The organism is Bacteroides acidifaciens (genome assembly GCF_024623065.1).
GTDB classification, from domain to species: Bacteria; Bacteroidota; Bacteroidia; order Bacteroidales; family Bacteroidaceae; genus Bacteroides; species Bacteroides acidifaciens.
On record NZ_JANJZR010000101.1, the window covers coordinates 1 to 13,007 of the forward strand.

Here is a 13,007-nt window from a genome sequence, read left to right on the forward strand (position 1 = left end):
TAAACTTATCAAAGAACTCTTTGGCATAGTGACAGAAGCCGCTTAGCCAATATGTTGAATTTTTAACGGACTATTATAAAACGAATATTGGACGGGGAAACAGAATACTTTTCTGTGTTGCTTGACCGTTACAGCCGTCCTTTATATTCGTTGATAGTACAAATTGTCAGTTGTCCGGAAGATGCGGAAGAGTTGCTTCAGGATGTTTTTCTGAAGGCTTTTCGCAATTTATCCGGTTATAAGGGCGAATGTCGTTTTTCTACCTGGCTCTACCGGATAGCCTATAATACTGCTATCTCAGCAACCCGAAAGAAGAAACTGGAGTTTCTGTATATTGAGGAGAATACTATTAATAATGTACCTGATGAGAAAGCGGATGAAGTGATTTCTTCGGCAAGAGATGAAGAACAGATAGAATGTTTATGTAAAGCTATCGAGCAATTGACCGGAGAAGAAAAGGCATTAATTACCTTATTCTATTACGAAGGGAAATCAATGGAAGAGATAGGTGAGGTGTTGAAGATAACGATAAGCAATGTGAAAATCAGGTTGCACCGTACCCGCAAGAAAATATATGTATTAATGAATGGTAAGTGATAGAAGAGGAGATGGAAACGGAGAAGAAAATAGAAGATAATATGAGAAGTGCATTGAAACAGGCACTCGAACGGCGGCAAATGGAAGTTTTGTCTTCCAATTTCTCCTATCGAATGATGGGACATATCCGCCGGGAAGCAGAAAAACAGAGAAAAAGAAAAGCGAGAATCAGTTGGGTGGCCTTGCTGACATCAGTCCTTGCATTACTGGGACTCGGCATTTACTTTTTGTTCTTTTATGTGGATATTAACTTTACCGATTACCTGCCGCAGACAGATGTTCGGTCGGAAGCTCCTTTGTTGAAGTTTTATATCTATATAGCTTTGTTGGTCTTAATTTTACTGGGGGTAGATTATTGGTTGCGTAAGAAGTATATATGGAAATAAATCTGTTACTTTACAATTCAATTTAAAATGCAAGGAAACAATGAGAGGTTTTGCCTCTGATAATGATTCCGGTGTGCATCTGTTGGTGATGCTGGAGCAAAAGGAAATTGATTATTAGCCGGTTATTATAAATTGTGCTAAATTTTGAACCCAAAAGCGTGATTGGCGTGTTATTTGCCGTATGATGTATGAACGATTAAATTCATAAAACATGGCCTATATAGATTATTACAAGATTCTTGGAGTAGACAAAAGAGCTTCTCAGGATGATATCAAAAAGGCTTTTCGTAAATTGGCCCGGAAATATCATCCTGACCTGAATCCCAATGACCCGAGTGCAAAGGATAAGTTTCAGGAAATCAACGAAGCCAATGAGGTATTGAGTGATCCCGAGAAACGTAAAAAGTATGATGAGTACGGAGAACATTGGAAGCATGCCGATGAATTCGAAGCGCAGAAACGGGCGCAGCAACAAGCCGGAGGTTTCGGCGGTGCGGAAGGTTTCGGTGGATTCGGCGGTGCGGGTCAGGGTTTCTCCGATGGTAACGGAAGTTATTGGTATAGTTCCGATGGAGAGGGATTCTCCGGTGGTAATGCCAGTGGATTTTCCGATTTCTTCGAATCCATGTTCGGGCATCGGGGAGGAAGAGGACAAGGTTCTGCGGGATTCCGTGGACAGGACTTTAATGCCGAACTTCATCTTTCCCTTCGTGATGCTGCCCAGACGCATAAACAGATATTGACTGTCAATGGCAAACAAGTGCGTATCACTATTCCTGCCGGTGTAGCCGACGGGCAAGTGATTAAACTGAAAGGTTACGGAGCCGAAGGCATCAACGGTGGGCCTGCGGGCGACTTGTATATCACTTTTGTCATCGCTGAAGACCCGGTATTCAAACGCCTGGGTGATGATTTGTACGTAGATGTGGAAGTGGAACTTTACACAGCCGTGCTGGGGGGTGAAAAGCTGGTCGACACGTTGGACGGTAAAGTGAAACTGAAGATAAAACCGGAAACGCAGAACGGTACGAAAGTCCGCCTGAAAGGTAAAGGATTCCCGGTTTATAAGAAGGAAGGACAATTCGGTGACTTGATTGTGACCTATTCCGTCAAGATTCCTACGAACCTGACGGACAGACAGAAAGAGTTGTTCCGCGAGTTACAGAGTATGAACTAAAAAGAATGTGTACTATGCAGACCGAATTAATTATTGTCAGTGAATACTGTCACAAATGTCATATTGAGCCTTCATTCATAGATATGCTGGAAGAAGGTGGTTTGATTAACGTACATACCGAAGGTGGTGAACATTATCTGCTTTTGTCGGAACTGCCGAGCGTAGAGCGTTATAGCAGAATGTACTACGACTTGTCCATCAACATGGAGGGGATTGATGCCATCCATCATTTGCTGGAAAAGATGGAAGATATGAGACGCGAAATGAGTTTGCTTCGCAAACAACTTCTGCTGTACCGGGAACGGGAAATAGAAGAGGTTGACTGGTGAAAAAAAACGAAGGCTCTGTTTGCGCCAAACAGAAGCTCTATTCATATAAAACAGAGGGTCTGATGGGATGAATCAGACCCTCTGTTTTTTTGTATGACAATAGTACGAATGATTTTATCCGATATACGTACAAATCTCTTCCAGATAGCGTGCGTCGATAGTGTCGAAAGTGTCCAGTGCATCACTGTCTATATCCAATACCCCGATTACTTCACCTTGTTTTATTATCGGTACTACTATTTCCGATTTTGAGTCCGAACTACAAGCAATGTGTCCGGGAAACTGTTCTACATCAGGAACAATCAGTGTACGCGCTTCTTTCCAGGCTGTGCCGCAAACTCCTCTGCCAAGGCGGATGCGGGTACAGGCAATGGGACCCTGAAACGGACCCAGTACGAGTTCATCCTCTTTCACAAGGTAAAAACCTACCCAGAAGAAACCGAAAGTCTGTTTTAGCGCTGCCGCAATGTTGGCAAGATTGGCTATGAGATCCGTTTCCGTACTTACCAAAGCGTGTAGTTGTGGAAGTAACTCCCGGTATTTCTCTTCTTTATTTCCTGTGCCGATGATTAAATTCTCTGCCATCTCTTTTCTATTTGATTTGATTCAGGATGCTTGGGTCTTTTATTTTATCGTCTTCTGCGAAGAAGATAATCTTAGTCAATATCTCGGCTGTCTTCGGGTCTTCGTCTACAAAAGGCAGGAACAGGCGTCCGCGGCTTTGCGAATGTACCGGAAGGACGGCAATCTGCGCACCGCCTTCCTGATGAATCACGCCGCTGCCCAAGTGGATGTTATATTTTCCCAGCTTGCCTTCGATGTGAGCAAAACTTCCTTTTATCGTCACGTTCTTGAAATGGAACAATGGCATTGTCTGTTCCACCAGCACGCTGCGCATCTCGATGGTAGAGTGGCTGGTTTCCGGATCGACGCTTCCGGCATGAGCTGCACTTACTGCCAAGTCTACGTCTCTCATCACTTCCGAGAAGATGACAGGAGGAATCTCCGATATTTTCATCAGTTTGTAGTCCTTGCGGTTGTGAAAGCAGACATATTCCAATGTCGGAGCTTCGATGTCGGCAGGAGAGAACCAGTCTGCCATCGCATAGATGGTGGCGATGATGTTTTCTTTGTAATAAATCTTTTGGAGACCGTCTTCATAGTCGGCCACCCAGCGACGGCCTTTCAGTACGGCAACCGTTTTCTGCGGTTGAATCTGATTGCCGGCATAACGGCGGGATTGAGTGGCTTCCACTTCTTCCGGAGTCGGAACATAGAGTTCGCGGAACACTTGTTTGAAAGGCTGGCGGATAGCTTTGTCGAACAGGAATTTCTGATACATATGCCAGTCGCCACTCGCGTACAGGTCGGTAGGATGGGCGATACGTAATTCGTCTTTTGGTTTCAGTGGGAGACAAACGGCATTCGCTGTCACCAACAATCCGTCGGTATAGAAACCTGTTTGTCCGTTGCTGATAAAGACAAGATGCTTCAGTAACGGCCAGATGACAGGATTCTGCATCAGTTTGCGAAGTTCGTTTTCTTCAAAGCGCGTACAGTCTTCCATAGCCTGTTCCAGCATGATACGCGAACGGGTATGTTGGTCTTTCAGTTTCTTGTGTACCGCTTTCAATTCTTCTACATACGGATGCTTTTTCAACTTGGCAGGCATGCTGTTGAGCTCTTTTCCGGCTTTGATTTGTTTCATCTCCGCCTTGCCTTCGTCGTTGATTTGTATATAGACTTCCACACCGTCTATCTCTTTTGGGGACAGGTAGGGGAGAAGTTCCTTGATGAGTTCCGTTTCCATGCTCCAGGTCAGACGGGTGACGTCTCCGTAACCGGAGTTACGCGCCAGGTTTTGCAAGGCGATGTTTACTGCTTTCTTTTCGCTTTCCTGTCTTTGAGCACCGAATTCCTTACTCTCTTTCAGGAACTTCTTCAGGTATTGATAACGATCCAGCAGTTCTTTGTCCGGTTTCCGTCCCAATGGGATGAGGCCGTAGCTCATCAATAAGTCTTTGTTGCGTTTGGCAACTATTTCTTTTTTTACATCTGCCGCTTTCATCGCGCCGTTGGTGGCGTCGGCAAACTTGCGGGCACGGGTGTGGCTGTTGCTGCATGAGATATATTTGGCGGCATTGTAGACCACTTCGAAGCGTTGTTTGCCAATGGTCTTAAATGCATCCCTGAACCAGTCGATATCAAAAGCACCTTCCCGCAAGTCTTCCACATCGATAGGGGTGTAGCGGGCGATGATTGCTTTTTTCTTGTCGTCACATGTTTCATTGGTATGGGCGTGGAAATAATAGGCGGCACTTGTCAGTCCTTTCCAGCCTATTGCCTTTTCAGTCAGTTCAATCCATTGCGGAGCGAACATGGCGGCTTCCACCAGTCGTTTGTCACTGATTCCGGCTTGCTTCGCCAGTTTCTTCAGATTTTCGCTGGTATCTGTCGGCAAGGGATGACAAGCATGGAGCAAGCTGCTCAATACTCCCCGTTTGGTGCTACCCCAGTTGTAGCTGTCGCGTATGAACGTATCTTTGCCGAATGCTTGCAGGATGCGGATAAATGTTCCGGCTCCATAGACACAGGTCAGTTCTTCTGCCAGGCGGGTCACTTGTGTCTCGGAATCTCCGCGTGATAGTTCTATATCCAGAATCCGGTCGACTACCTTTTGCAATAACGGTCGGAATAGAGTGAAGTTGAAGTCTTTGATATAAGCGAATTGCTCTCTGTCCATCTCGTTGGAGCAGCGGTTTTCATTCAATGCCAGAGTGATGTTTTTTATTTGTATGGGGGAATTGACACGTCCTGTCAGTTCACGATATATTTCTTCCGTCGGAATCAATCCCAGCATCCATGCACGGGCAAAGTCTGCGGATTGTAGATAAGAATTGGTTTCTTCCAGTTCGGGCGTGTGTTCCATATAGTTGGTGAGCTTATATAGCTGATAGCGCACGGTGAAGTAACGAGTAAACAGTGCATCGTCTATCGGCTTGCTGGGCGTGTCAAGCCAGAACTGCACAAACTTGTTGTTGTGTATCGGATAAACAATAACCTTTTCTCCGTATTCCATTGAATCTATGAGCCATGTATGCTTGTTTGTATATTGGCGGAAGATATTTTTTGTATTGAGCAATGGTGTTAGCTGGAGCAACATATTGGCGGCCATCCGCTGATAAACCGCTTCGTCTCTGTACTCGTATGCCAGTGCGTCGATGATGTCTTCCATTTGGTCATAATAAGGCAATTTACGGAGTACTTTCTGTAATCCGCGGTAACTGAAGCCTGCATACATCTTGTTTATAAGCGGTTCGAAGCTATTGGCGGATTTGATGTCGGCCTTTCTATCTTCTTCATCCTCTTCGTCATAGTCATCATTCTCTTTGGCGCACCCTGTTGACATCAGCATGAAGCTCATCATCAATAGCTTCTCGTAACTTCCAATTTCCCGTTCGTAGAAGTCCGTCCAAAGTTCCGGGAGTCCAAGACCACTTAGTCCACCGTAGTTGCTCCCTCTCATCAGTACGCTGTTGCCCACTAGTCGCGCTTCTCCGTAGTCGTTTCTGAACTCATCGTTTTTGTGCGTGGCGATGTATTTGCTCAGCCTTTCGAACGTAAGTTTCGCTCTTCCGTAGCTGATAAACTCAAATGCTTTCTTGACATAGAACCCTTTATCCGGTGTGATTTCCGGCAGGCTGACTTCCAATGCGGGATGGTACAGACCGAAGCCGTTTTCTTTGGTGTAGTGTTGCGTAGCTTTCTTCTCTGTTCCGTCGCCAATCAAGGATTCTATCAATACCTTTTCTTTGGTATTGGGTTTTTGAATCTCTTTGATGACAGGAAGAAGTTCCTGGTAGATGTCTTGCAGGTATTCTACGTTATGAATCGTCTTCATCATATCCAGTCCCGCCAGGCGGCGTTCGGCAACCTTGTCTGTGACTAACCGACGGATGCTTCCTGCCAGTTCTTCTTTCGGTTGCTTCATAAGCAGGTTGATGGCATTGATACGCATTTCGCTATATTTGAAACGTAACAGTTCTTCTATTTTCAAGTTCTGTTCGGGCGATAATGCCATTCCGGACAATACTTTGTAAGCCTCGTTGCGTACATCCAGTGAGCGGTCGCCCAATGATTGGAGTATGTATTCTTCTTGCAGCGGACTGGTAGGCGGATTCAGGGCAATGCCGATATAACTTGCCCGCATATAGGAGTTAAGGGATGCCAGATGGCCGCAAAGCTCATCTTTCATGGCAGAATCATTCAGCATCCAGACGATATATGCCATCTTGAGGATAACTTCCGAACGGGTCAGTTGCGCGCTTTCCCAAGGGAAGATATAGGGAGCATAGGTTTCTTTGGTTGAGATGGAGTGGTAAATTTGCTTTAAATATCCATAATGGCGTATTGCTTCTTCTTTGTTCTCAAAGTAATCGGTGAGTTGGGGGGCTTCACGTTCGCTGTATCGGCTGAGATAGAAATTTGTAAGATAGAGTGGGAGAATGGCCGCTACGACCGACGGGTCGTTGTGCCATTTTTCAAACGCTTCTTTACTGATACAATAACTCATGCCGGAGTGTTGCGTACAGAGCAGGAAATAGAGGAAAGTCTGTACCTGATGCTTGGCTCCATTTTTGATAATTTCGGGTGCAAGTGCCAGGATGTCGTTTGTATTATAGAACCCGATACTCCATAAAGCCAGATAGAGTTCGACTGTATCTTTGCTTTGAAGGGCTTTGCACGCTTGTTCCTGATTGTTCAGGAAATGTAGGATTAGCTCTATATATTTATTGGTGACACGTTCGCTGCTGTCCTGTTCTCCGATGCCCGTACTTACTGCGATACCACGTTTCACGGAAGCAAAACGTTGGAGTCCGTTTTCATAAATCACCGTAAGCAGATGAAGATAGCTTTCGGGACATCCTTCGTCCATCGTTTCCACGATAGCCTGTCGAAGTCCTTCCTGTAGTTTGGCAGCCAGCAGCAATTTTCCTTCCAGTTCCAGCAACGGACGGTATCCACTCATTGCGATAGCCTTAAGATGCCCCCGGTTGAGGCGGTTGGCGTTATTCTCGCTGGTCAGTACGTTATGCAGGTATTCAATGACCGTTTGATTACCTTCTGCTATTTGGGCGGCTGTCCAGTCTTCACAACTCATACAGTCTTTGTATGCTTCTATTTCTTCCGGTGTATTTCCACCGTTCAGTATGGCTTGTTCCGTAAAGCCGGTGGCACGTAGTTTCAGGAATTGTGTTAACGCATCTATGACGTGATTGGAGTGCAGATAAGGGTTGGCGGCACGTTGCGAACGCCGTGAATAACCTTGAGTGTACGGGCAATGTACTTTGAGCTTCAAGTAGGTGTAGAACAGGCGGGCATATTCATCCCCTAGTATGTAACGGAGTAGTTTACTCAATTTTCCATCGAAAAGATTGGCTACGCTTTTGATGCTTTCTTCTTTGATGATGCTTATAATGCAAGGTTCCAGCTTGTCGCTATAAGTGCCGTACCGGGTATCCATATTAAAGTATAACATGAATATGTCAAACAGGGCGGCTGTCTCTTTGTCCAGATTGCTCTTCTTTTTGGTCAATCTCTCCAGATACGGAAGTACCCGTTTGTTTAATGCATCATTATAAATAAGTCTCATGATTATTTTCGTTTTAAGTATGTTTATAAGAAAATGATTACCAAAGTCTTCCCGACAGCATAGCCAGCCGGATGAAGGTTAATGTGGAGTCTTCTTCCAGCAGGATGGGAGAGGATAAGTCTCCCGCTTCCGCATCATCGATAAAGATGCGGAAAATTCCGTCCTCGTAAGATTGCAGGGCGTTGGTGATTGCTTCTACTTCTGCGGCAGGTTTGCCGTTATAGTTTACTGCAAAACCAACTTTGCCGGAAGTTGCTTTATTTTCCACTTCTTCCTGTGTGAGGTATTTCAGCACTTCGCTTTGCTGCAAGCGTTCATTATATTCACTGACTTGCCAACTGACGATGGCTTCAATCAATTCCTGTACATCGACAGGCGGAACAGGAAAATCGACAGGAATCTTTTCGATACTGCACTTTCGCTTTCCTAACTGTTTGACTTGGACATATACTCTCATATTCTCTTTATTGGGTAATCTGAATACTTGATGTAATAGCATTCAGATCGGTTTCGGCTTCTTCATATTAGAAGTTACTTATCCCACTGACAAATGTATAGAATAATAATGAAAAATAATAGAATGTGACAAATAAAAAAGCATCCGCTTCCTAAGAAGGGATGCTTTTATGAGATTTGATAGCGTATTTATTACTTTTTGTAGAATGCCAAGTCTTCTTTATCGAAGTTCTTGATGAAGTTTGAGTGCTTTTCTACTTCCGCTTCTGCATAGTTCAAATATACATGTGCAGATTTGGAGAACAGTTCGGAAGCCTTGCTGGCATCCTGAATCAGCAGGTGACACATAATAATGTCAGCAGCCATTTCTACTAGTTTGCGAGCGGTGAAGTCAAGCAATTCCTGGTCTTGTGCTTCTTTCACTGCATTGGTGCTTGCTTCGAATTTGTCAGCCATCTTTTTCAGACGAGACATCAGCGGTTCCATGTCCGGTGAGCAAGGAATGGCTTCAAACTCGCGGATAGTAGCGATGTAAGAACCATTGGTCACGTAACGGATAGCGGCTACGGTCTGCAACTGGGTAGTTCCTTCGTAGATGCTGGTGATGCGTGCGTCGCGATAGATGCGTTGACAGGCATATTCCATCATAAAGCCCGAACCACCGTGAATCTGAATACAGTCGTAAGCGTTTTGGTTCGCATATTCAGAGTTCATACCTTTGGCAAGTGGAGTGAAACTGTCTGCCAGTTTGGCGTATTTCTTTTGCTCCTGACGTTCTTCCGGAGTCAGTTTACGTTCGCGGGCGATGTCGTCCAATGCTTTGTAGATGTCTACGTAGCGAGATGTTTGATACAGTAAAGCACGTCCGGCATCCAGTTTGCCTTTCATGATAGCCAGCATGTCATATACAGCCGGGAATTCGATAATTGCTTTTCCGAACTGCTTACGGTCTTTAGCGTATGCCAAACCTTCATTGTAAGCTGCCTGGCTCAATCCTACAGATTGTGCGGCAATACCCAGACGGGCACCGTTCATCAAAGCCATTACGTATTTAATCAAACCGAGTTTGCGGTCACCGCAAAGTTCAGCTTTTGCATTCTTATATACCAATTCGCAGGTAGGAGAACCGTGGATACCGAGTTTGTTTTCGATACGACGTACGTTCACGCCACCCTGACGTTTGTCATAGATGAACATGGACAAACCACGACCGTCTCTTGTCCCTTCTTCCGAACGTGCCAGTACGAGATGAATATCGGCGTCGCCGTTCGTGATGAAACGTTTCACACCGTTCAGCAACCAGCATCCGTCTTTTTCGCTGTAAGTAGCTTTCAGCATAACAGATTGAAGGTCGGAACCTGCATCCGGTTCTGTCAAGTCCATTGACATGGTTTCACCTTGGCAGATGCGCGGGATAAAACGGCTGTGTTGATCGGAGTTACCAAACTCATAAAGAGTTTCGATACAGTCTTGCAATGACCAGATGTTCCCGAAACCAGCGTCGGCAGCAGCCACGATTTCCGCGCACATGGTGTATGGGGTGATCGGGAAGTTCAGACCGCCGAACTTACGTGGCATGGTCATACCGTTCAAGCCGGCTTTCACCATTGCGTCCAGGTTTTGTTTGGTTCCCGAAGCATATTCTACGCGACCATTGGCACAGTGAGGTCCTTCTGTGTCCACGCCTTCTGCGTTGGGGGCAATGATTTCTCCTGTGATTTCTCCGGTAATCTCCAACACTTTGTCGTAAGAGTCTACAGCATCTTCGAAGTCCAGCGGAGCATAATCGAATTCATCTTTATCTCTGTAATTGCGTTCTTTGAGTTCGCAAATACGTTTCATCATCGGATTGTTCAAGTGAAACTTGAGTTCCGGTATGTCTGTATAATAATTAGCCATCTTTCCTTACTTGCTATTTTGTTTATAATACTTAATCATCTTCGGCACAACTTCTTCGATAGTTCCGTTGATTACGTAATCGGCAATCGTATTGATAGGAGCATCCGGGTCGTTGTTGATGGAGATGATGATACCACTTTCCTGCATACCGGCGATATGCTGAATCTGTCCAGAGATACCGCAAGCGATGTAGAGTTTCGGACGAACCGTAACACCTGTCTGACCGATCTGGCGGTCGTGATCTGCGAAACCTGCGTCGACAGCAGCACGGCTGGCGCCTACTTCTGCGTGGAGTTCTTTAGCGAGGTCGAACAACAGGTCGAAGTTTTCTTTCGAACCTACTCCGTATCCACCGGCTACGATAATCGGAGAACCTTTCAGGTTGTTCTTAGCCTTTTCTACGTGGCGTTCGATTACTTTCACTACATAGTCCGTATCGGCTACGTATTTTTTCACATCGTGACGGATCACTTCTCCCTGATAAGTAGGAGAGAGGATTTCTTTCTTCATCACACCTTCGCGAACGGTTGCCATCTGCGGGCGGTGTTCCGGGTTCACAATCGTAGCAACGATGTTACCGCCGAAAGCCGGACGGATCTGATACAACAGGTTCTTGTAAGTCTTGCCTTCTTTCTTGTCTTCGTGGTCACCGATTTCAAGTGAAGTACAGTCGGCAGTCAATCCGCTGGTCAAAGCAGAAGAAACGCGCGGACCGAGGTCACGACCGATCACAGTGGCACCCATCAGACAGATTTGCGGCTGTTCCTCTTTGAAAAGGTTTACCAGAATAGACGTGTGGGGGAGTGAAGTATAAGGGTAAAGTCCTTCGCCATCGAAAACGTGAAGTTTGTCTACTCCGTAAGGAAGGATTTGTTTTTCAATCTCTTTGAGGCCGGTTCCGGCAACCACTGCTTCGAGCTGACAGTTCAACTGGTTGGCTAACGAACGACCTTTGGTCAGAAGTTCGAGGCTGACGTCTAAAACGTTACCTTCTTCTATTTCGCAATATACAAATAAGTTATTCATGATTATCCGATGGTGTGGTTAGCTAATAGTTCAACAATCAGGTCTTCCACGTCACGGTCGCTGCCGCTGATGGTTTTGCTCTCTTTAGCCTGGAACACGATGTTCTGGATGGCTTTCACTTTTGTCGGCGAACCGGACAGACCACATTGTGCGAGGTCGCCGTTTACGTCGGCTACGCTCCATTCTGCCAGATTCAGATAATCGCGCTTGTCATACAGGTCTGTATAGTCAAGATTGCCTTGCTGTTTTTCAGTCACAGTTTTGGCATGCTTGTATTTCTGAACCAATTTAGCGTTACGCGGACGGCAAGGAGCTGCAGAACCGTTGACAGTAATCACGATAGGCAGCGGGCCTTCTACTGTTTCAACACCACCGTCGATGTGGCGTTTCACCTTAATCTTACCATCGCCCACTTCCAGAATTTCTTCTGCGTATGTGATTTGCGTCAATCCCAGCTTTTCTGCTACCTGCGGACCTACCTGTGCCGTGTCACCATCGATTGCCTGACGACCACCGATAATAATGTCATACTCACCGATTTTGCGGATGGCAGTGGCAAGTGCGTAAGACGTAGCCAGTGTGTCTGCACCAGCGAAAGCACGGTCGGTTAATAAGTAACCGTTATCTGCACCACGGAAAAGTCCTTCACGAATAATGTCGGCTGCCCTTCCCGGTCCCATTGTCAGAACGGTTACGGTAGAGCCTGGATGAGCATCTTTCAATCGGAGAGCTTGCTCGAGAGCATTCAGGTCTTCGGGGTTGAAGATGGCGGGGAGTGCCGCACGGTTAATCGTTCCGTCGGCTTTCATGGCATCTTTCCCAACGTTGCGTGTGTCGGGAACTTGTTTTGCCAATACAACAATTTTCAAACTCATGCTATTAAATTTAGTATTAGTATTTCTACAAATTAGTAGCCAGTAGTCAAGTAGTAATCTCTTGCTATTCAAACTATCCGGTTAACTATCAGCGTGCAAATTTACTCAAACACTTGGTTCTGACAAGAAATCCAAGTAAAAAATGCACAGGTTTAAGAATTTTGAGCAAAAAAAGAACGTCTTTATAGGCTTCTTAAAATGGTAGAATAGAAATGGAAGTTACAAGTATAACATCCTTTTATTCCTTTAACAGAACTTCAATGGCTTCAATAAAGTTGGTTGCTTTAGGCAGCAATTCGTCTATTTCTTCCTCGCTTGAATAGGCGAAATCATCATAATCACTACTATGCCGACGTTCGAAAAGTAGGGAAAAACAACGTCCTAATTCACGTGACAGATGACCGGTAGCGACGAAATGTAATCCTAACATCTGTTTGACACCTGCATGGGTACTAGGATTTATTTCGTGTTTAATAAGCAGAGCGACTGCTGCATAATAACAAGCATAATAAAGACGATTGACAGCTGTATTATAAGAGCCTGTTTAAATTCTCTTCAGTCATAATATTATAGCTCTTACCCCAGCTTTTCTTGTCGCGTCCGTCTGTA

General features: G+C 45.4%; 10 protein-coding genes and 1 pseudogene. 4 read left to right on the forward strand and 7 right to left on the reverse strand.

Going from position 1 to position 13,007, the window contains the following annotated elements; genetic code table 11:
- Positions 1–72: 72 nt before the first annotated feature.
- From NSB03_RS18435 to NSB03_RS18450, 4 genes are all read left to right on the forward strand, one after another.
- A complete protein-coding gene (locus tag NSB03_RS18435; protein ID WP_128824491.1) occupies positions 73–597 on the forward strand; it encodes an RNA polymerase sigma factor in 525 nt (174 codons plus the stop codon).
- Positions 598–608: 11 nt separating this feature from the next.
- Positions 609–983: a hypothetical protein gene (locus NSB03_RS18440; RefSeq protein ID WP_024988570.1), complete on the forward strand. Its 375-nt coding sequence runs from the start codon at positions 609–611 to the stop codon at positions 981–983.
- Positions 984–1,194: 211 nt separating this feature from the next.
- A complete protein-coding gene (locus tag NSB03_RS18445; RefSeq protein ID WP_024988569.1) occupies positions 1,195–2,160 on the forward strand; it encodes a DnaJ C-terminal domain-containing protein in 966 nt (321 codons plus the stop codon).
- A gap of 14 nt (positions 2,161–2,174) precedes the next feature.
- On the forward strand, positions 2,175–2,489 hold the full coding sequence (locus NSB03_RS18450) for a chaperone modulator CbpM (protein WP_024988568.1): 315 nt from the start codon (positions 2,175–2,177) through the stop codon (positions 2,487–2,489).
- A 114-nt stretch (positions 2,490–2,603) separates the two neighbouring features.
- Here the strand turns inward: NSB03_RS18450 and msrC are convergent, their stop codons facing one another.
- The 7 genes and pseudogenes from msrC to NSB03_RS18485 all read right to left on the reverse strand — a co-directional run.
- Positions 2,604–3,074, reverse strand: a complete 471-nt coding sequence (gene msrC, locus NSB03_RS18455; protein WP_120470472.1) for a free L-methionine (R)-S-oxide reductase MsrC — start codon at positions 3,072–3,074, stop codon at positions 2,604–2,606.
- 7 nt (positions 3,075–3,081) lie between these two features.
- A complete protein-coding gene (locus tag NSB03_RS18460) occupies positions 3,082–8,142 on the reverse strand; it encodes a DUF4132 domain-containing protein (RefSeq protein WP_242358141.1) in 5,061 nt (1,686 codons plus the stop codon).
- Positions 8,143–8,179: 37 nt separating this feature from the next.
- Positions 8,180–8,599: a hypothetical protein gene (locus tag NSB03_RS18465; protein WP_024988567.1), complete on the reverse strand. Its 420-nt coding sequence runs from the start codon at positions 8,597–8,599 to the stop codon at positions 8,180–8,182.
- Positions 8,600–8,790: 191 nt separating this feature from the next.
- Positions 8,791–10,497, reverse strand: a complete 1,707-nt coding sequence (locus NSB03_RS18470) for an acyl-CoA dehydrogenase family protein (protein ID WP_024988566.1) — start codon at positions 10,495–10,497, stop codon at positions 8,791–8,793.
- A gap of 6 nt (positions 10,498–10,503) precedes the next feature.
- Positions 10,504–11,523, reverse strand: a complete 1,020-nt coding sequence (locus NSB03_RS18475) for an electron transfer flavoprotein subunit alpha/FixB family protein (protein ID WP_065539196.1) — start codon at positions 11,521–11,523, stop codon at positions 10,504–10,506.
- A gap of 2 nt (positions 11,524–11,525) precedes the next feature.
- Positions 11,526–12,398, reverse strand: coding sequence for an electron transfer flavoprotein subunit beta/FixA family protein (locus tag NSB03_RS18480; protein ID WP_004314244.1), 873 nt, complete (start codon positions 12,396–12,398; stop codon positions 11,526–11,528).
- 238 nt (positions 12,399–12,636) lie between these two features.
- Positions 12,637–12,927 (reverse strand): annotated as a pseudogene (locus tag NSB03_RS18485) (HEPN domain-containing protein); the annotation flags it as partial.
- Positions 12,928–13,007 lie beyond the last annotated feature (80 nt).